Origin of the sequence: Allobosea sp. LjRoot237 (genome assembly GCF_964253285.1) — a bacterium.
GTDB lineage: Bacteria > Pseudomonadota > Alphaproteobacteria > Rhizobiales > Beijerinckiaceae > Allobosea.
Map to the genome: position 1 here is coordinate 60832 of NZ_CAXUQP020000003.1, position 18548 is coordinate 79379.

Here is an 18548-nt window from a genome sequence, read left to right on the forward strand (position 1 = left end):
TCCTCCCCGGCTCAGTAGGGGAAAGGCCACGTCCGCAATTTCTGCTTTCCGATCTGCCAGAGACGGGCGAGCCCGTGCGGCTCGACGATCAGGAAGAAGATGATCAAGGCGCCGACCAGCATGAAGGTGACATGCTCGGCGGTGGCGCCGGTGAGCGGTATCCCGAGCGCCGGCAGGCCGAACTTGAGGATCGTCGGCAGGCTGGCGATGAAGGCCGCGCCGAAGAAGGAGCCGATCAGCGAGCCGAGGCCGCCGATGATGACCATGAACAGGATGTTGAAGGAGAGGCGGATGGTGAAGACGTCATTGGCTTCGCCGCCGCCATACCAGAGGAAGATCATCATCGCCCCGGCGACGCCGGCGAAATAGGACGAGACGGCGAAGGCGGTGAGTTTGGCGTTGAGCAACTTGATACCCATCAGCTCGGCGGCGATGTCCATGTCGCGCACCGCCATCCAGGAGCGGCCGAGCTTGCCGTGCACGAGGTTCGAGGCGAACCAGGTCAGCACCACGACAAGGCCGAGGCAGACGAAGTAGCGGGTCTCCGGCGTCGCGGCCGCGCCGGTGATCGGCAGGCCGAACAGCGTGCGCTGCGGCACCTCGATCGCGCCCGAGGCGTTGTAGTTGAACAGCCAGGGCACCCGCACGAAGGCCCATTGCAGGAAGAACTGCGCCGCGAGCGTCGCGACGGCGAGGTAGAAGCCCTTGATCCGCAGCGAAGGCAGGCCGAAGAACACGCCGATCGCGGCCGAGAACAGTCCCGACACCAGGATCAGGACGATGATGTTCACGCCCGGGAAGAAGGTGGTCAGCTTGTAGCAGGAATAGGCGCCGACGCCCATGAAGGCGGCGGTGCCGAGCGAGATCAGCCCGGTATAGCCGGTCAGGATGTTGAGCCCGATCGCTGCGAGCGAGAACACCAGGAACGGGATCATCACCGAGGCGATGAAGAAGTCGTTGCCGATCAGCGGGATGCCAATGAGGGCGATGCCTAAGATGACGGCGATGCCGATCCGGTCCTGCCGAAGCGGGAACACGGCCATGTCGGCGGCGTAGGTGGTCTTGTATTGGCCGGCTTCGCGGTAGAACATTTTCTCAAGCTCCGCTTGAGGAGCGAATGGCGAGTAGCGAGTGGCGAATGGAGTTCGCCGCAGATGGAAATTCGATCAAAGCCACATCCATCGTCCTATTCGCCACTCGCCATTTCGCCACTCGCCCCATCAGATCCTCTCGATGATCTTGTCGCCGAACAGGCCCTGCGGCCGGAACAGCAGGAAGCCCAGCGCGATGAAATAGGCGAGCCAGCTCTCGATGCCGCCGCCGATCAGCGGCCCCCAGTAGAACTCGCCGAGCTTCTCGCCGATGCCGATGATCAGCCCGCCGACGATGGCGCCGGGGATCGAGGTGAAACCGCCGAGGATCAGGACGGGGAGCGCCTTCAGCGCCACGATCTCGAGCGCGAAGGAGACGTCCGAGCGGGCGCCCCACATGATGCCGGTGATCAGCGCGACGATGCCGGCGGTGAACCAGACGATCACCCAGATCTGGTTGAGCGAGATGCCGACCGAGAGCGCCGCTTTGTGGCTGTCGGCGACGGCGCGCAAGGCGCGACCGATCCGGGTGTACTGGAAGAACAGCGCCAGCACGGCGATCATCAGCGATGCGATGATGGCGGCGGCGATGTCGATTTTCTGCAGCGAGACGATGCCGCCGAGGATCTTCAGGTCGATCGCGCCCTTGGGCAGATAGAGCTGATCGGTGATCATCTGCTTTGGGCTGCCGCCAAAGACGGATTCGCCGAAGCCGATCAGGAAATAGGTGATCCCGAAGGTCGCCATGAACAGGATGATGTCGGGCTGGTTGACCAGCGGGCGCAGCACCACGCGCTCGATCGTCACGGCGAGCGCGAACATCACGCCGAGCGTCAGGATGACGGCGAAGAAGGCCGGCACGCCCTTCTCGTAAAGGCCGACCAGGGTCAGCGCGGCGAACACCACCATGATGCCCTGGGCGAAGTTGAACACGCCAGAGGCCTTGAAGATCAGCACGAAGCCGAGCGCGATCAGGGCATAGAGCACGCCCGAGACCAGCCCCTCCCAGATCGTCTGGGCGAGCAGGTCGGGCGCCTGCGCCATCTGATTGAAGGGATCGACGAAGACAGCGTGGATCGTGCCTGTGGGATCGATGCGGGCGCCGACGATCGCAGCGGCGACGAGGCCGATGACGATCAGGCCGGCCTTGACCCAGCCATTGGCGAGGAGATTGGGCGCGGGCTGCGCGGCGACGTCGCTCATGGCTGGCTGCCTTGATGCTGCCCGTCATTGCGAGCGTAGCGAAGCAATCCAGGGGCGGCAGAGCGAGCCCTCCTGGATTGCTTCGTCGCTGCGCTCCTCGCAATGACGAAAGGCTTGTGAGTGAGGATTGCGGCCATCAGTGCGCAACTCCAAGATAGGCGTCGATCACGCGCTGGTCGGCCTTGACCTCATTGGGCGTGCCGTCAGCGATCTTGCGGCCGTATTCGAGCACGACGACGCGGTCGGAGAGGTCCATGACCACGCCCATATCGTGCTCGATCAACGCAATGGTGGTGCCGAACTGGTTGTTCACGTCGAGGATGAAGCGGCACATGTCCTCCTTCTCCTCGAGGTTCATGCCGGCCATCGGCTCGTCGAGCAGCAGGAGCTCCGGCTCCATGGCCAGCGCTCGGCCGAGCTCGACCCGCTTCTGCAGGCCATAGGGCAATTTGCCGACCGGCAACTTGCGGATGTGCTGGATCTGCAGGAAGTCGATGATGTCCTCGACGACCTTGCGGTGCTCGATCTCCTCGCTCATCGCCGGGCCGTGCCGCAGCGCCTGCCAGAAGAAGCCCTTGCGCATTTTGAGGGTGCGCCCGGTCATGATGTTGTCGAGCGTCGACATGCCCTTGAACAAGGCGACGTTCTGGAAGGTGCGGGCGATGCCGGCGGCGGCGGCCCGGTGCGGCCGCATCTTGTCGCGGCGCACGCCCTTGTAGGTGATGCGGCCTTCCTGCGGGTGGTAGAAGCCGTTGATGCAGTTCAGCATCGAGGTCTTGCCGGCGCCGTTGGGGCCGATGATGGCGCGGACCTCACCCTTGCGGATGTCGAAGGAGACGTCGCTGATCGCCTTCACGCCGCCGAAACGCAGCGAGACGTTCTCGACCGAGAGCAGCACCTCGCCCTTGTGCGTGACCGGCTCGCCGGCGACAGCCATGGAATGCGCGTTCATGCCGCCTCCTTCGCCGCCGGAGCGGTCGCCGGCGCCGTGACCGGATAGACCTTGGAGTCGACGACCTTGACCGTCGCAGAGATCACGCCCTTGCGGCCGTCCTCGAAGGTCACTTCGGTCGAGATGGCGGCCTCGGTCGCGCCGTTGTAGAGCGCCTCGACCAGCGGGGCGTAGCGTTCGGCGATGAAGCCGCGGCGGACCTTCTGGGTCCGGGTCAGCTCGCCATCGTCGGCGTCGAGCTCCTTGTGCAGGATCAGGAAGCGCTTGATCTGGGCACCGCCCATCATCGGCTCGGCCGCGAGTGAGCGGTTCACCTCGTCGACGTGCTTGGCCATCATCTCGTAGACCTGCGGATGGCCGGCGAGCTCCTGATAGGAGGCGTAGACGACATTGTTGCGCTCGGCCCAGTTGCCGACGGCGGTCAGGTCGATGTTGAGCGCGACGGTGGCGTAGTCGCGGCCCTGGCCGAAGGCGACGACCTCCTTGATGTTCGGATAGAACTTCAGCTTGTTCTCGATGTATTTCGGCGGGAACAGCTCGCCCGAGTTGAGCTTGCCGACATCCTTGGCGCGGTCGATGATCTTGAGGTGGCCGCTTTCGTCGAAGAAGCCGGCATCGCCGGAGCGGACGAAGCCGTCTTCCGTCATCGTCTCGGCGGTCTTCTCGTCGTCCTTGTAGTAGCCGCGGAAGATCGAGGGCGAACGGTAGAGCACCTCGCCATTGTCGGCGATCCGGATCTCGACCTGCGGCGCCGGCTTGCCGACGGTGTCGGCCTTGATCTCGCCGTCCGGCTGCATGGTGATGTAGACGCCGGCCTCGGTCTGTCCGTAGAGCTGCTTCAGGTTGACGCCGATCGAGCGGTAGAAGCGGAAGAGCTCGGGGCCGATCGCCTCGCCGGCGGTGTAGCCGACCTTGATATTGGTCAGGCCGAAGCGGTTGCGCAAAGGCGCATAGATCAGGATGTCGCCGAGCTTGTAGAGCAGGCGGGCGGACAGCGGCACGGGTTCGCCGTTCAGGATCTTCTCGCCGTGCTGCTTGGCCACTCCGAGGAAGTAGTGGAAGGCCTTCCGCATCAGCGGGCCGGCATCCTCCATGCGCACCATGGTCAGCGTCAGCATGGTCTCGAAGACGCGCGGCGGTGCGAAGGCATAGGTGGTGCCGATCTCGCGGCGGTCGTCGACGACGGTCTCCGGGCCTTCCGGGCAGTTGACGCAGAAGCCGGCGATGATCGCCTGCGCATAGGAGAAGACGTGGTCGCCGACCCAGGCGATCGGCAGATAGGCGATGATCTCGTCGTTCTCGTTCAGCCCGTCGAAGCCGCAGCCGATCTCGGCAGCGGTGATGACGTTGTAATGGGTGAGCATCACCCCCTTGGGCCGCCCCGTCGTGCCGGAGGTGTAGAGGATGATGGCGAGATCGGAGCCGACGCCCTGTTCCATCTCGCGGTCATGCGCTGCCGAGACGGCGGCATCCTTGAGCGCGCTGCGCCCGGCCTCGATCACATCGCCGATGTCGTGCAGCTTGGCGTGGTCGTAGTCACGCAGGCCACGCGGCTCGTCATAGAGCATGTGGCGCAGGTTAGGCAGGCGCTCGATGACCGAGAGAACCTTGTCGACCTGCTCCTGGTCCTGAACGCAGGCGAAGACCGCGCCGGCATGGTCGAGCACATAGGCCATCTCGTCGGCGACGCTGTCGGCATAGACCGGCACCGGGATTGCGCCGAGCCATTGCGCCGCGGCCATCGACCAGTAGAGGCGCGGGCGGTTGTAGCCGATGATCGCGACTTTCTCGCCGCGCTTCAGGCCGAGCTGCTCGAGACCCTTGGCATAGGCGCGGATCTGCTCCGCGACCTCAGCCCAGGTCCAGGACTGCCAGATGCCGAGGTCCTTGTGCCGGAACGCGACGCGCCCGCCACGCTCCCGCGCATTGCGCAGCACAAGCTTGGGAAAGGTATCCGCCTGGCCGGCGGCTGCGCTTGCCACGATCGTCGTCTCCACCCTGTCGCCCCGTCTGTCGCGGGTTTGTCCAGGCCCGAGGCCCTTATGCGATCATGCAAGCTTTGCAGGAGCGTCATCACTGTGCAAGGAGCCACTTGACAGACAAGTCGATATTTGGTGGCTATTGTCCCGCCGAGGTTTGACTTGGCTCTCAGCCCCGCGATTCGCGCGGCAGCATTCCCCGACATCGTCAAGTTCACAAGCGTCCGATTTTGCTAGGCCGGCGCAGCGCCTTTCATCTGCCTTGTTCAGGCCGGAAGCTCATGGCGAGGGCTGGCCGATGCGCGCTTCCGCCGCGATCAACATTGCGATCATGCTCGCCGCGAGCGCGATGCAGGCGCACGCGCATCAGGCCCCGAGCGGCTGGGACTACCCGTTCGAATGCTGCTCGGGAGCCGATTGCGCGCGGATCGACGCGGGCGCCGTCCGTGAGGTCAGCTCCGGCTTCGTCGTGACGATCGCACCGGGGCGACATCCGATGTGGCCGACAGAGCGCCGCGATCAGCTCATCCTGGACATTCCCCACCAGAAAGCCCGCCGGTCGCCGGATGGGTTCTGGCATCTGTGCATCAACGATGCGGGCGAATTCCTCTGCTTCTATGCGCCGGGCGGGGATTCATAGCTGCCGGTCCAGATCGCCATGCGTCCCATCGGACGCAGCAACGATCTATTCCTTTGTTCAAGCATCGGATGTCTCCGAAAGTGGACCCGGCTTTTCGGTCCGATGCTCCAGATGGCCAGCCTTGCCATGCGCCCACGGACGGGCTGCGGCGAGCGCAATCAATGCCGCGGATGACTCTTTCCGGAGCTCCCGTCCGTCTTAGCTACATCTGGAGAAGGAGCTGTCAGATGAGCTTGAAGAACAAGAGCGTCGTGGTGACCGGCGGAAGCCGCGGCCTTGGCGCAGGACTGGTCGAAGCACTTGTCGACCAAGGCGCTGAGGTCACGGTGATCGCACGTCAGTCGGAAGCTCTCGATGCCGTGCGGGAGCGACTGGGCGTCTCGGCAATTGCCGCCGACATCAGAGACGAGGCGGTCGCTCATCGCGTCCTTAGCGAGGTCCGCCCCGATGTCCTGGTGCTGAACGCCGGTGCAAAGCCGCCGATGGCACGGCTGGATCAGATCAGCTGGGCGGATTTCACCGCTCCGTGGGAGTACGACGTCAAGGCCGGGCTGCATTGGCTGCAGGCCGCGCTGAATCTGCCGCTCGCCCCCGGCAGCCGCGTGCTGGTGGTGTCGAGCGGCGCCGCCGTGGGTGGATCGCCGATGTCCGGAGGCTATGGTGGTGCCAAGCGCATGCTCTGGTTCATGGCCAGGTACGCCAACCGCGTGTCGGAACAAAAGGAGCTCGGTATCCGCTTCCAGGTGATCCTGCCGCGGCAGATGGTTCTCGGCACCGGAATCGGGGACTGGGCGGCGGGCGCCTATGCTCAGGCCATGGGCATCACGCCAGAGGCCTTCGTGGCGCGCTTTGGAGCGCCGATGTCACCGAGGATGTTCGGCGGGAACGTGGTCAGCGTGCTGGGCGACCCGGCCTATGCCGAGGGCTTCGCCTTCGGTCTGTCCGGCGACAACGGCGTCACCGTGATGGAAGGCCTGACGGAGTGAGCGCGCAAATGCAGCTGCTGACCGGTGAAGCCAGGGCGGCCCTGCTCGCCGAGGCCAATGCGTTGCGGCCCGAGCTGCATCGCTATTGCGCGCGACTGATGGGCTCGGTCATCGAGGGCGAGGACGTCGTGCAGGATGCGTTCGTCCGCGCCGCCGTGGCGCTGCAGGACCTGCGTGAGGCGCCGCTGCTGCGCCCCTGGCTGTACCGGATCGCGCATAACCGTGCCCTCGACCTGCTGCGGAGCAGGGAAATCCGTGCCGCCGAGCCGATCGAGGCGGCATTGGACGTCGCCGATCGGGCGAGCGCCGATCCCGCGGAGATGCTGATGCGCCAGGAAGCCGTCAAGGCCGCGATGTCGCGTTTCCTCGAACTCAGCATCCCGCAGCGCAGCGCCGTCATCTTGAAGGACGTGCTCGACGAGCCGATCTCGGAAATCGCCGCGCTGCTCGACCTCTCGGTCGATGCGGTGAAGGGCCATCTCGCGCGCGGACGCGCCCGCCTTCAGCAGATCGGCACGAAGGACGACCCCGTTCCGAATGCGGGATCGGCTTCGCCTGCGGTGACGCATTACGTGGCGCTCTTCAACCGGCGTGACTGGGACGGACTGCGCGCGCTTCTCGCCGAGGATGTAAAGCTCGTCCAGGTCACGCACCCGCCACGCACGGGGCGTGCCCATGTCGGAGCCTTCTTCACGATCTATGCGAGAAGCGGCGAGGTATGGCTGATGCCGGCCTGGCTCGAAGGGCGCGAGGTCATCGCCGTCTTCGAGAACAGGGCCGATCCGAAGCCGAGCTACATCATGTGGCTCGAATGGCGCGATGGCCGGATCAGCTTCATCCACGACTACCGCTACGCCCGCTACGTCGTGGCTGAGGCGGCGATGGTGCTTCTCCAGCCGTGACCATCGCCAATGATGAGCTCGGGCAGCCTATGACCTCGCCCTACCCCTCATACCTTGCCAGCCGCTCCAGATCCAGGATCGTCACCTCATTGTGGCCGACCTCGACGAGGCCGAGTTCGGCGAGTTTGGCGAGGCTTTGATTGGCCATCTGCCGGGAGATGCCGGCGAGCAGGCCGAGCTCCTCTTGCGAGATCGTCAGCGTCCGGTCCTTGTTCGGATAGAGGATCGGGTTGAACAGCCAGGCGAGGTTGCGGGCGAGCCGCCCGGTGGCGCCGAGCATGCGATCGTATTCGGCGAGCCCGATGAACTGGGCGAGGCGCTCGTTGAACTGATGGACCAGGAAGCGGTTGAAGGCGGCCGAGTGCTCGAACAGCCAGAAGAAGGTCTGGCGCCGCATCAGCGCGACCTTGCTCTCGCGCAGCGCAACGAGGTCGTAGCGGCGCGGCTCGTTCTTGATGATCGTGCCCTCACCGAACCAGGCGCCGCCGCGCAGGCCAGCGAGCGTCGCCGATTTGCCGCTGCGCGAGGTGGTGCTCATCTTGAGCAGGCCATCGGCGACGCCGGTCCAGGATTCGAGCCGGTCGCCGACATGGCAGACATGGGCGCCCTTGCCATAGGCCCTGATGCTGATCCCGCGCCGTGCCTCCTCGAACTCCTCCGGCGTCAGGTCGTTCGACCAGGCGGCGATGCGGCGCAGCTCGTCCTCGGAAATCAAAGCTCGCCGGCCTTTCGGTCATTCAAGCGCATGGCGCCACTATGCCGCCCGGTTCATCGCAAACTCAAGCCGGGCCGGCCATGCCTTCGAACCGGCATCCGCGTCGTGCGTTTCCTCGGCAGCGGCGAAGGAGTTCGAGCCATGCAGGACGCGGTTGTTCCCGGCGATCATCACCCGGTGGCCCGCCACGCCACGGTCGAGATCGACGGTGTCGAGATCTTCTATCGCGAGGCCGGACCGCAGGACGCGCCGGTCCTGCTCCTGCCGCACGGCTACCCCTGCTCGTCCTACGAGTTCCGCAACCTCATACCGGCGCTGGCCGATCGCTGGCATCTAGTCGCACCGGACTATCCCGGCTTCGGCTACAGCGCGACGCCGGACGGCTTCCGTTACGACTACGAGGGCTATTCGCAGCTGCTCGAACACTTCGCCGACCGGTTCGGCCTCAAGCGCTTCGCGCTCTATCTGCACGATTACGGCACCTGGATCGGGCTCAAGCTCGCAAGGCGCGCGCCGGAGCGCATCACCGGGCTGATCATCCAGAACGGCGACATCTACGAGGACGCGCTCGGGCCGAAATATGAGGGCATGAAGGAATACTGGCGGAGACCCACGCCGGAAGGCCGCAAGAAACTCGAGGACGCGGTGAGCGAGCAGGGATTTCGTGAGGAGTTCCTCAACGAGGTCCGGCCCGCCCTCGCGGAGCGCATTCCGCCTGATCTCTGGAAGCTGCATTGGCCGCTGATGAACACGCAAAAGCGCCGAGAAATCAGCGTCGGGCTGATGGAGGTCTGGAAGGAGAATTTCGACTGGTTTCCGCGCTACCAGGCCTATCTGCGCGAGCATCAGCCGCCGACCCTCATCGTCTGGGGGCCGCAGGACGGCTACATGCCGGAGACGTCGGCGCGCGCCTATCTGCGCGACCTGCCCCATGCCGAGCTGCACCTGCTCGACGGCGGGCACTGGCTGCTGGAGACCAATCTCGACGAGGTGGTCGCTCTGATCAGGCCTTTCCTCGGCCGGCTGGAGAGCGCCGAACCGCGACGCCTCACGGCCTGATCGCGGCGGCCAGCGAGGCGAGCAGCAGCGCTGCGAAGATCAGGTTGACGATGCGATTGCTCCTGGGGTCGCGGAACAGCCCGGTCAGGCCCGAGCCGGCCAGAAGCCAGGCGATGTTGACGATGGCGATGACAAGGAAGAGCAGCCCGATCTTGAGGCTGGCATCGACTGCCGGCTGCTGCGGCAGCAGGGCGAAGCCGGAGAACAGTGCCGCCATCGCGGCATAGCCCTTGGGGTTGACCAGCGAGAGCGCGAAGCCGGCGGCGAAGGAAGGCGCCGCAGCATCGCTGTTCGCCTCGACGAGCGGCGGAGCCGTCGCGATACGGAAGGCGAGGTATAGGAAATACAGCGCTGCCAGCACGGTGACGACCGGCGCGAGGCCAGGCAGCGTCAGTACGACGGCGACCACGCCGCTCGCGGTCAGAGCCATCACCGCGAGCATGCCGAGCGTGATGCCGGCGCCATAGGCGAGGCCGCGACGGATACCGAAGGCGGCACCTGTCGCCGTCAGGCTCAGCGTTGCCGGGCCGGGGCTGCCGGTTAGAGCGATGCCGGCAATGAGAAATCCGGCCAGTCCGTCCATGATGCTCTCCGCGGCTCTGAGCGAGTGCGGAGGAAAGCGGCAAAGCGTCCGCAGGTCTTGAACGTTCGTGCGGCTATTCGGCCGCCCTCGGCATCGCCAGCGCCTGTGCCGAACCGTCGCGCAGGCGCTTGAGCAGCTCGGCCTCCTCGGCCTTGGCTGCGGTGAGATGGCGCTCCTTGACGTGGCCGAAGCCACGAATCTTTTCCGGGATGGCGGCCAACGCGACGCAGAGCGCGTGGTTCTGTGGCGAGAGCTTGCCCAGGATCTCGGCGACCAGCGCCTCGTAATCGGCGATCAGCCGACGCTCGGTCTTGCGCTCCTCGCTGTAGCCGAAGACGTCGAAGGCGGTGCCGCGCAGGCCCTTCAGCTTCGAAAGCAACCCGAAGGCGCCCATCATCCACGGTCCGAAGCTCATCTTGCGTGGCAGGCCGGTATTGGGGTCGCGCTTCGCCAGCAGCGGCGGGGCGAGGTGGAATTCGAGGCGTACGGGCTCGCCCGAGGCGCTATCCTTTTCGAAGGTCGCGGCGAGCTGCTTGCGGAAGGCGCCGTCGCTGTAGAGCCGGGCGACCTCGTACTCGTCCTTGCAGGCCATCAGCTTGAAGAAATAGCGCGCGACGGCCTCAGTGAGCGCATTCTGGCCGGGGACAATGCCCGCTTCCTTCGCGCGGACTTTCTCGACGAGATCGCGATAGCGCGCCGCGTAGGCGGCGTTCTGGTAGCCGGTGAGGAAGTCGACACGGCGGGCGATGATCTCGTCGAGGCTCTGCGAGATCTGGCGGGCCTCGGTCGGCGCCTTGGCCTCGGCGAGAGTGGCGGCGAGCGCGGCCGGATCATGCGCGGCTCGGCGTCCGAGCTCGAAGGCCTGCTTGTTCATCGCCACGGCTTCGCCGTTGAGCTCGATCGCCCGCAGCAGCGACGCCCGCGAGAGTGGCACCGCGCCGAACTGCCAAGCGTAGCCGAGCATGAACATGTTGGCGGCGATGGCATTGCCGAGGAAGGTGGTCGCTGCCGCTGTCGCATCGACGAGATGGGTGTTGTCGCGCCCGGCGGCCGAGACGATTGAGCGCTTCAGCCGTTCGGTCGGCAGCGAGAAATCGGCATCGCGGGTGAAATCGCCCGGCATCGCCTCGGCGGTATTGACGACGACGGCCGAGCGGCCGGGGCGGATCGCGCCCAGCACCTTCTTCGAGCCGGTGACGGTGAGGTCGCAGCCGAGCACGAGATCGGCCTGGCCGGCGGCGACGCGGATGGCGTGGATCTCGTCCGGGGTCGGCGCGAGGCGGACATGGCTGAAGACGGCGCCGCCCTTCTGGGCGAGGCCGGCCATGTCGATCATGCCGCAGCCCTTGCCTTCCAGATGCGCGGCCATGCCGAGGATCGCGCCGATCGTGACGACGCCGGTGCCGCCGACGCCGGTGACGACGACCGCGAAATTGCGGTCGAGCGCCGGCACCTGCGGTTCGGGTAGTTCGGTGGCGCCGAGCGCCGAGGCGTCCAGCGTGCGCGGCTCCGCCTTCTTCGGCCGTGCGCCGTGCACGGTGACGAAGGAGGGGCAGAAGCCCTTCACGCAGGAAAAGTCCTTGTTGCAGTTCGACTGGTCGATCTGGCGCTTGCGGCCGAACTCGGTCTCGAGCGGCTGGACTGAGACGCAGTTCGACTTGACGCCGCAATCGCCGCAGCCCTCGCAGACCAGCTCGTTGACGATGACGCGCTTGTCCGGATCGGGATAGGCGCCGCGCTTGCGCCGGCGGCGCTTCTCGGTGGCGCAGGTCTGGTCGTAGAGCAGCAGCGAGACGCCGGAGACGGTGGCAAGCTCGCGCTGCACGGCGTCGAGATCGTCGCGGTGGTGCAAGGTGGTGCCGGGGGGCCAGAGCGTGCCGGCGGGATACTTGCCCGGATCGTCGGAGACGACGGCGATGCGGGCGACGCCCTCGGCTGCGACCTGGCGCGCCATCTGGTCGGGCGAAAGATGCCCTTCCGCCTGCTGGCCGCCGGTCATCGCGACCGCGTCATTATAGAGCAGCTTGTAAGTGATGTTGACGCCCGACGCGACGGCCCAGCGGATCGCGAGCGAGCCGGAATGGGTATAGGTGCCGTCGCCGAGATTCTGGAAGACATGGCTACGGATCGAGAACGGCGCTTCGCCGACCCAGTTGGCGCCTTCACCGCCCATCTGGGTGAAGCCCGTGGTATCGCGGTCCATCCACTGCACCATGTAGTGGCAGCCGATGCCGGCATAGGCGCGCGAGCCCTCGGGCACGACGGTTGAGGAGTTGTGCGGGCAGCCCGAGCAGAAATAGGGCGTGCGCTTGGCGACCTCGATCGCCTCGGCAAGCCGGCCCTGTGCCGCGGCGATCTCCTCGAGGCGCGCGCGCAAGGCAGGGTCGTCCCGATACTGGAGCAGCCGGGCGCCGAGCGCGATGGCGATGTCGTTGGGATCGAGCGCGCCGTGGACGGGGAAGAGCCACTCGCCCTTTTCGTCCTTCTTGCCGACCACCATGGGCTGATGGGCCGTGCCGTAAAGCTCCTCGCGCAGCTGGACCTCGATCAGCGAGCGCTTCTCCTCGACGACCATGACGAGATCGAGCCCGGCGGCGAAGTCCTTCAGCTCCTGCGGATCGAGCGGCCAGGGGCAGGCGATCTTGAACAGGCGGATGCCGAGATCATTGGCGCGGACCTCGTCGATGCCGAGCTCCTCCAGCGCCTGGCGCACGTCGAGATAGGATTTTCCGACGGTGATGATGCCGATGCGCGGCGCCTGTCCGCCCGCGAGGATGGTCTGGTTGAGCTTGTTAGCGCGCAGATAGGCGAGGATGGCAGCGCGCTTATGCAGGTGCAGGCGCTTCTCCTGGTCGAGAAAGTCGAGCTCGCGGCGGATGCTGAGGCCGCCCGGCGGCATAACGAAATCATCGGGGATCGCGATCTCGACCCGCTCGACCGAGCCATCGACCGAAGCCGTCGATTCGATGTTGTCCTTGACGCATTTCAGGCCGACCCAGACGCCGGCGAAGCGCGAGAGCGCAAAGCCGTGCAGGGAAAAGTCCATGATCTCCTGGACGCCGGCCGGATTCAGGATCGGCATCATCCGGTCGACCAGGACGAACTCGGTCTGGTGGGCGTTGGTCGAGGATTCGGCGGTGTGGTCGTCGCCGAGCAGGCAGAGCACGCCGCCATGGCGCGAGGTGCCGGCCATGTTGCCATGGCGGAAGACGTCGCCGGTGCGGTCGACGCCCGGGCCCTTGCCGTACCAGAGCGCGAAGACGCCGTCATATTTGCCCTCGCCGGAGAGCTCGGCCTGCTGCGTGCCCCAGATCGCGGTGGCGGCAAGGTCCTCGTTGAGGCCCGGCTGGAAGACGATGTTGGCGGGTTTCAGCTGCTTGCCGGCGCGGGCGAGCTGCTGGTCGAGCCCGCCGAGCGGCGAGCCGCGATAGCCGGAGACGAAGCCGGCGGTGTTCAGGCCGGCGCGCCGGTCGCGCTCATGCTGGACCAGCAGCATGCGGGCGATGGCCTGCGTGCCGGTCAGGAATATCTGCTGCTTGGAGAGGTCGTATTTGTCGTCGAGCGCGACCGGTCTCAGGTCCGCTCCGCCTGTTGCGGCGCTCTGCGAAGTCTGCTGCGTACCGGCCATGGCCGACCTCCCGACGATCGCATATCCATCGACTATGGGACCGGTAGCGCCGGCCTCCAATCCGATATTATGTCAACAAGGCTGTCATAACCTGCGTGATATCGTCAAATCACTCTGGGCTAATTCCAGACTGGTCGATAGCGCTGCGCCGCGATTTGGCCGCCTTTGCGGGCGATGCCGACGGAACCTCCGGCATGAGATTGCAAGGGTAGGCGCGCAAGGCGCGTTTTTGTATGAAGGCTTGGCCGGATTCGCCGCAGATTCGAGGAAATTGCCGCGTGCCGCGATACTCGACGCTTATGACGCTGTTCGCCGCCGCATTCGCCTGGCTCGGCCTCGCTTTGCCGGCGCTGGCGCATCCGCACGTCTTCGTGACCTCGCGCACCGAGATCATGTATGGCGCCGACGGCGCGGTGAAGGCGCTGCGGCATCGCTGGAGCTTCGACGAGGCCTATTCGGCCTATATGGTCCAGGGCCTCGACAAGAACGGCGACGGCAAGCTGACCTCCGACGAGCTCGCCGAGCTTGCCAAGGTCAACATGGAATCGCTGCCGGATGTCGGCTTCTTCACCATCGCCAAGGCGAACGGCAAGGCGCAGGAATTCGGCACGCCGAGCGAGGCCTCGCTCTCCTACGAGAACAAGACGCTGACGCTGACCTATACGCTGCCGCTGAAGGAACCGGCGCGGTCCAACCGCTCCTTCGGCATCGAGATCGGCGACCCCACCTATTTTGTCGCCTTCGAGATCGGGGAAGAAGCGGATGCAGTGGCGGCGCGCGATGCGCCGAAGGGCTGCATCGTCCGGATCATGCGCCCGCCCAAGCTCGATTCGGCGACGCAGCAGCGGCTGGCGCAGGAGGACATCACCGCGACGCCCGACATGAGCGCCTACCAGGTGACCACCCGGGCGCTGGTGGCATGTCCCTGAGCGCTCCCGCCGCGCCGGGCTTGTCCGCCCTGCCGCGCCGGCTGCTCATCGCGCTGCTGGCGCTGGCGCTGGTCGCCGGCGCGCTCGGGGCGATCGCCTGGCTGGTCAGCCTCTACATGCCGCCTCCGCCCTCGCCGCCGCGCAATCCGTTCGGCACGGCCTTGCCGCGCGAGGCGCTGCCGGCGACGACCGGGATCGGCGCGGTCATTCTCGCCTGGCAGTCGAGCTTCTATCGCGAGCTGACGGCGACGCTGAAGGGGATCGCGCAGTCGCCGGCGGCACTGCCCGGCCTGCTCGGGCTCGCCTTCGCCTATGGCGTCTTCCATGCCGCCGGGCCGGGCCACGGCAAGGCGGTGATCTCGGGTTATATCGTCGCCGACAATCGCAGCCTGAAGCGCGGGCTGGCGCTCAGCTTCGCCGCGGCGATTGTGCAGGCGCTGGTGGCGATTGGGCTGGTCGGCGCGCTGACGCTCGCACTCAACGCGACGGCCAAGACGATGGCCTCGACGACCTTCGTGATCGAGCAAGGCAGCTTCGCACTTGTCGCGCTGGTCGGGCTCTACGTGCTCTGGCGCAAGGCCGGCAGCCTCGTCGCGCTCGGCGGTGGAGCTGCGCACGATCCGGCGTCCTGCGACCATGTCCATATGCCGGGGGCGGAGGAGGTTTCGCGGCTGCACTCCTTCCGCGAGATGGCGGGTGTCGTGCTGGCGGCGGGCCTTCGCCCCTGCGCGGGGGCTTTGATCATCCTCGTCTTCGCCAATGCGCAGGGCCTGCTCTGGGCCGGCATTGCCGCGACCTTCGCCATGGCGCTCGGCACGGCGCTGACCACCGGGGCGCTGGCGGCGCTGGCGGTGTTCTTCAAGTTCGCGGCGCTGCGTTTCGCCGGCGGCGGCTCGCTGAAGGGAGCGCGCATCATCGCCGGGCTCGAAGTGCTGGCGGCTGCCTTCGTCGCCGTGCTGGGCGCAGCGTTGTTCTTCGGTCTGTGGATCGGCGGGCAGGGGAGTTAGGCTTCCTTCTCCCCTCGGGGGAGAAGGTCCCGGCAGGGGGATGAGGGCGGTACGACGGGGTGAGAACTGGGCAAGTCGAGCCCGTCCTTCCCTCATCCGTCAGCGCTTCGCGCTGCCACCTTCTCCCCCGAGGGGAGAAGGAAAAGATGCCTTACTTCACCACTGCCTCAAAGGTGAACAGCGTCGATTTATCGTCGTCCGGCATGAAATAGGCGCGCACGCCTTCGCCTGATGGCTCGACCCAGAACGGGTTCTGCGTCATCGGCAGGCCGGATGGCGACCAGAGCTCGACCGGCATCTGGAAGACCGGGCGGTTGTCCTTGAGGTCGACGATCTCGAAGCCGCCGAGCCGGAAGAGCGGGCCGTCCTTGCTCGCCCGGTAATTGTTGAGGCCGGAGCAGAGCATCCGGCTCATGCCGATGAAGTGGCAGTCCTGATAGTCGATGTAGAGCGCCGGATTGGCGACGCGCAGCGCTTCAGGCGCGACTGTCGCGTTGGTGATCTTGCCGTCGGCGCCGAGCGGCCAGGCATAGAAGCGCCGCGAGCCCCAGCTGACGCCGTGCAGCGACTTGCCGTCGGTGTTGTGGACGATGCCGCCGACATGGTCCTTGAAGCGGAAGACCTCGGTCGCCTTCAATGTCCCAGGATCGACCTTGTAGACGATCGACTGGCTGTTCGGCCGGTATTCGGCGACCGGGACCCAGAGGTCCTTGCCGTCGAAATCGATGCCGCCGGGATGGTAGATCGAGCCCTCGCCGAGCGTGACGCTGGCGAGAAGCTTGCCCTGCGCATCGACCTTGAAGAGATGGCCGACGCCCTCGCCGGTGTCGCGGTCATAGCCGTCCTGCGGCGCGGGATAGCGCGTCGTCGGCTTCCTGATCTCGACCGAGGAGATGAAGAAGGCGTCGCCGATCTTGACCATGCCTTGCGGGTGATGCGTCGGGAATTGCAGCTCGACCGCCGCCTTTTGCGTCCACTGCGTCGCGCGTGTCAGCTTCGGGAGCAGCGTGTTGAGCGCGGGGTCGGCGGCCTGCGCCGTCGTCGCCAGCGCTGTGGCGGCGAGCGCCATCAATGCGGTCCTCATTGCGATCCTCCTCTATCGGCCCAGTGATCGGGCGTTGCGGGGATAATCACGCTTCGTGACGGCGATGCAAAGCTGGAGATCAGCGCGGTGCTTGCGGATCGTTCTCCAGCAGGATCGGCCTACCATGCGGTGTCGCCTCGGCGGCGCGTTCCCAGGCGGCGGCGCGAGCGTCGACGCCGTCATGGGAGGCGAGGCCCTTCTCGATCAGCAGGTGTTCCAGCGCCTCGCACCAGCGCTCGTAATAGTCCGAGCCGTCGCGGCAGCCGCCATTGGCCAGGGCTTCGCGGATCTCGGCGCCGAGCGCCTGGGCCCATTCATCGGCGCTGAAGATGCCGCGATTCTGCAGGGCGACGACGAGGGCGAAGGCTTGCGCCTGCCAGGGCTCGGCGAAGACCGGACCTTCGGCGTCGCGCGGGATCGGCGTGCCGGCCGCGAGCGCATCGGCGAGAGCAGCGTCAGGCCGGCTCAAGATAGCTCTCCCAGGCCTCGATGCTGACGGTTGTCGTCGGATCGGCGTCGCGGCCCCAGAGCTCCGGCCCGGTGAAGACGACGGTGTAGAGCCATTGCGCCGTCTCTGGCGCGCCCTGGGCGCCCGTGTCGGGGAAGACATGGCAGCCGGTGACCAGCTCGACGACGCCCTGCTTGCCGCGGGCATAGCGCGGCAGGCGGGTATGGTGCTGCGGGTGCATCACGATGGTGCGGACCTTGTCGCCGACCTTGAAACGGGCAGGCTCCGGCGCCTCGCGCTCATAGGGGAAGCCGTGACGCAGCACCGTCGGAACGTCCTCGCCCTTGAGCACGCGCTTGGGTTCCCGGCGCGCGCTGCCGGCGACACCCGAGGCCAACTCGTCCTTGCTCAAGAAGCCCTGCTCGACCAGCACCTTGTCGAGCGCCGCCAGCCAGATCTGGTAGTAGCTCGATGACAGGTACTGTGCCGGCGGCAGGCTCTCGCGGGCATGGCGGATGCCGTCGATCGTCCAGGCGCCCATGGCGCCTGCGGCGACGTTGATCGCCAGGACCTTCTTCTCCCAATCGGCATGGAAGATCGGCTCGTCCTTCTCCGGCACGACCGGGCCGAAGCCCATCTGGCCGCCAAGATCATGGGCGCTGTTCATGGCCGATCCTCCGGGGAGGGTAGGCCGACGCCGATCATCGAATCGCGGCTGACGATCGATGCCAGTTCATCCTCGCTCCAGCCCTCCGTGCCAGCGGGACGCATGGGTACGACGATGAAGCGGGTCTCGGCGGTCGAATCCCAGACGCGGATGCGCTGGCCTACGGGCAGGGTCACGCCGAAATCGGCGAGCGTGCCGCGCGGGTCGATCACCGCCTTCGAGCGATAGGGCGGCGATTTGTACCAGACCGGCGGCAGACCGAGCACCGGCCACGGATAGCAGGAGCACAACGTGCAGACGATGAGGTTGTGCTCTTCTCGCGTATTGAAGCAGGCGACGATGTGCTCGCCGCCGCGCCCGCCATAGCCGAGCTCGGCGACGGCGGCAGTGCCGTCCGCCTTCAGACGCTGCGCATAAGCCGGATCACTCCAGGCTTTTGCCACGACGCGGGCGCCGTTGCGCGGGCCGACCTTGGTCTCGTAGGTGTCGATGATCGCATCGAGCGCGCTGGGATCGACATAGCCCTTCTCGACCATCAACGATTCCAGCGCCTTCACTCGCGCTTCGATCGGGGTGTAGTGGTTGTCGTGCTCATGGTCATGATGGTGGTGATGGTCGTGGCCGCTCATCGCCGTCTCCTTTTTCTCCCACCGTCATTGCGACGAGCGAAGCGAC

The 18548-nt window shown here is 66.2% G+C and carries 17 protein-coding genes; 6 read left to right on the top strand and 11 right to left on the bottom strand.

Annotated features, from left to right (window positions below; translation table 11 throughout):
* Positions 1-11 precede the first annotated feature (11 nt).
* The 4 genes from ACSQ24_RS28980 to ACSQ24_RS28995 all read right to left on the bottom strand — a co-directional run bounded on the left by ACSQ24_RS28980 (position 12) and on the right by ACSQ24_RS28995 (position 5228).
* Positions 12-1091: a branched-chain amino acid ABC transporter permease gene (locus ACSQ24_RS28980; RefSeq protein WP_436098253.1), complete on the bottom strand. Its 1080-nt coding sequence runs from the start codon at positions 1089-1091 to the stop codon at positions 12-14.
* Between the two features lie 129 nt (positions 1092-1220).
* Entirely contained in the window at positions 1221-2135 is a 915-nt protein-coding gene (locus tag ACSQ24_RS28985; RefSeq protein ID WP_436098315.1) for a branched-chain amino acid ABC transporter permease, read from the bottom strand.
* Between the two features lie 295 nt (positions 2136-2430).
* On the bottom strand, positions 2431-3246 hold the full coding sequence (locus tag ACSQ24_RS28990; RefSeq protein WP_436098254.1) for an ABC transporter ATP-binding protein: 816 nt from the start codon (positions 3244-3246) through the stop codon (positions 2431-2433).
* Positions 3243-5228 (bottom strand): AMP-dependent synthetase/ligase, encoded by a 1986-nt coding sequence (locus ACSQ24_RS28995; protein ID WP_436098255.1) that lies wholly within the window; start codon positions 5226-5228, stop codon positions 3243-3245. The genes ACSQ24_RS28990 and ACSQ24_RS28995 overlap by 4 nt, the downstream gene beginning before the upstream one ends.
* A 295-nt stretch (positions 5229-5523) precedes the next feature.
* Here ACSQ24_RS28995 and ACSQ24_RS29000 point away from each other — a divergent pair, with 295 nt between their 5' ends.
* From ACSQ24_RS29000 to ACSQ24_RS29010, 3 genes are all read left to right on the top strand, one after another.
* Positions 5524-5865, top strand: a complete 342-nt coding sequence (locus tag ACSQ24_RS29000; protein WP_436098256.1) for a hypothetical protein — start codon at positions 5524-5526, stop codon at positions 5863-5865.
* Between the two features lie 227 nt (positions 5866-6092).
* A complete protein-coding gene (locus ACSQ24_RS29005) occupies positions 6093-6851 on the top strand; it encodes an SDR family NAD(P)-dependent oxidoreductase (RefSeq protein ID WP_436098257.1) in 759 nt (252 codons plus the stop codon).
* 8 nt (positions 6852-6859) lie between these two features.
* Positions 6860-7753 carry a sigma-70 family RNA polymerase sigma factor gene (locus tag ACSQ24_RS29010; RefSeq protein WP_436098258.1) on the top strand — a complete coding sequence of 298 codons (894 nt, stop codon included), beginning with the start codon at positions 6860-6862 and terminating at the stop codon, positions 7751-7753.
* Between the two features lie 40 nt (positions 7754-7793).
* Here the strand turns inward: ACSQ24_RS29010 and ACSQ24_RS29015 are convergent, their stop codons facing one another.
* Positions 7794-8468, bottom strand: a complete 675-nt coding sequence (locus ACSQ24_RS29015) for a Crp/Fnr family transcriptional regulator (RefSeq protein ID WP_436098259.1) — start codon at positions 8466-8468, stop codon at positions 7794-7796.
* A 141-nt stretch (positions 8469-8609) separates the two neighbouring features.
* Here ACSQ24_RS29015 and ACSQ24_RS29020 point away from each other — a divergent pair, with 141 nt between their 5' ends.
* Positions 8610-9527, top strand: coding sequence for an alpha/beta fold hydrolase (locus ACSQ24_RS29020; RefSeq protein WP_436098260.1), 918 nt, complete (start codon positions 8610-8612; stop codon positions 9525-9527).
* Here the strand turns inward: ACSQ24_RS29020 and ACSQ24_RS29025 are convergent.
* Both ACSQ24_RS29025 and ACSQ24_RS29030 read right to left on the bottom strand, forming a co-directional pair.
* Positions 9517-10110, bottom strand: coding sequence for a LysE family translocator (locus tag ACSQ24_RS29025; protein WP_436098261.1), 594 nt, complete (start codon positions 10108-10110; stop codon positions 9517-9519). The genes ACSQ24_RS29020 and ACSQ24_RS29025 overlap by 11 nt on opposite strands.
* A 73-nt stretch (positions 10111-10183) precedes the next feature.
* Positions 10184-13738 carry an indolepyruvate ferredoxin oxidoreductase family protein gene (locus tag ACSQ24_RS29030; protein ID WP_436098262.1) on the bottom strand — a complete coding sequence of 1185 codons (3555 nt, stop codon included), beginning with the start codon at positions 13736-13738 and terminating at the stop codon, positions 10184-10186.
* Positions 13739-14037: 299 nt separating this feature from the next.
* Between ACSQ24_RS29030 and ACSQ24_RS29035 the strand changes: the two genes are divergently transcribed.
* Both ACSQ24_RS29035 and ACSQ24_RS29040 read left to right on the top strand, forming a co-directional pair.
* Positions 14038-14667 carry a DUF1007 family protein gene (locus tag ACSQ24_RS29035; RefSeq protein WP_436098263.1) on the top strand — a complete coding sequence of 210 codons (630 nt, stop codon included), beginning with the start codon at positions 14038-14040 and terminating at the stop codon, positions 14665-14667.
* Entirely contained in the window at positions 14658-15674 is a 1017-nt protein-coding gene (locus ACSQ24_RS29040) for a nickel/cobalt transporter (RefSeq protein WP_436098264.1), read from the top strand. The genes ACSQ24_RS29035 and ACSQ24_RS29040 overlap by 10 nt, the downstream gene beginning before the upstream one ends.
* A gap of 151 nt (positions 15675-15825) precedes the next feature.
* On the opposite strand, the gene ACSQ24_RS29045 is transcribed toward ACSQ24_RS29040, so the two are convergent.
* From ACSQ24_RS29045 to nthA, 4 genes are all read right to left on the bottom strand, one after another.
* Positions 15826-16758: a DUF6454 family protein gene (locus ACSQ24_RS29045; RefSeq protein ID WP_436098265.1), complete on the bottom strand. Its 933-nt coding sequence runs from the start codon at positions 16756-16758 to the stop codon at positions 15826-15828.
* 79 nt (positions 16759-16837) lie between these two features.
* A complete protein-coding gene (locus tag ACSQ24_RS29050) occupies positions 16838-17227 on the bottom strand; it encodes a nitrile hydratase accessory protein (RefSeq protein ID WP_436098266.1) in 390 nt (129 codons plus the stop codon).
* Positions 17214-17873: a nitrile hydratase subunit beta gene (gene nthB, locus ACSQ24_RS29055; protein ID WP_436098267.1), complete on the bottom strand. Its 660-nt coding sequence runs from the start codon at positions 17871-17873 to the stop codon at positions 17214-17216. The genes ACSQ24_RS29050 and nthB overlap by 14 nt, the downstream gene beginning before the upstream one ends.
* Entirely contained in the window at positions 17870-18502 is a 633-nt protein-coding gene (nthA, locus tag ACSQ24_RS29060; protein ID WP_436098268.1) for a nitrile hydratase subunit alpha, read from the bottom strand. The genes nthB and nthA overlap by 4 nt, the downstream gene beginning before the upstream one ends.
* Positions 18503-18548: the final 46 nt, after the last annotated feature.

What these genes read in the sequence shown, in the direction of transcription:
- ACSQ24_RS29005 (WP_436098257.1), top strand. Translation starts at nt 6,093, where the DNA reads ATGAGCTTGAAGAACAAGAGCGTCGTGGTGACCGGCGGAAGCCGCGGC.
- ACSQ24_RS29025 (WP_436098261.1), bottom strand. Translation starts at nt 10,110, where the DNA reads ATGGACGGACTGGCCGGATTTCTCATTGCCGGCATCGCTCTAACCGGC.
- nthA (WP_436098268.1), bottom strand. Translation starts at nt 18,502, where the DNA reads ATGAGCGGCCACGACCATCACCACCATCATGACCATGAGCACGACAAC.
- nthB (WP_436098267.1), bottom strand. Translation starts at nt 17,873, where the DNA reads ATGAACAGCGCCCATGATCTTGGCGGCCAGATGGGCTTCGGCCCGGTC.
- ACSQ24_RS29035 (WP_436098263.1), top strand. Translation starts at nt 14,038, where the DNA reads ATGACGCTGTTCGCCGCCGCATTCGCCTGGCTCGGCCTCGCTTTGCCG.
- ACSQ24_RS29030 (WP_436098262.1), bottom strand. Translation starts at nt 13,738, where the DNA reads ATGGCCGGTACGCAGCAGACTTCGCAGAGCGCCGCAACAGGCGGAGCG.
- ACSQ24_RS29010 (WP_436098258.1), top strand. Translation starts at nt 6,860, where the DNA reads ATGCAGCTGCTGACCGGTGAAGCCAGGGCGGCCCTGCTCGCCGAGGCC.
- ACSQ24_RS28990 (WP_436098254.1), bottom strand. Translation starts at nt 3,246, where the DNA reads ATGAACGCGCATTCCATGGCTGTCGCCGGCGAGCCGGTCACGCACAAG.
- ACSQ24_RS28980 (WP_436098253.1), bottom strand. Translation starts at nt 1,091, where the DNA reads ATGTTCTACCGCGAAGCCGGCCAATACAAGACCACCTACGCCGCCGAC.
- ACSQ24_RS29020 (WP_436098260.1), top strand. Translation starts at nt 8,610, where the DNA reads ATGCAGGACGCGGTTGTTCCCGGCGATCATCACCCGGTGGCCCGCCAC.
- ACSQ24_RS29040 (WP_436098264.1), top strand. Translation starts at nt 14,658, where the DNA reads ATGTCCCTGAGCGCTCCCGCCGCGCCGGGCTTGTCCGCCCTGCCGCGC.
- ACSQ24_RS28985 (WP_436098315.1), bottom strand. Translation starts at nt 2,135, where the DNA reads ATGGCGCAGGCGCCCGACCTGCTCGCCCAGACGATCTGGGAGGGGCTG.
- ACSQ24_RS29045 (WP_436098265.1), bottom strand. Translation starts at nt 16,758, where the DNA reads ATGAGGACCGCATTGATGGCGCTCGCCGCCACAGCGCTGGCGACGACG.
- ACSQ24_RS29000 (WP_436098256.1), top strand. Translation starts at nt 5,524, where the DNA reads ATGCGCGCTTCCGCCGCGATCAACATTGCGATCATGCTCGCCGCGAGC.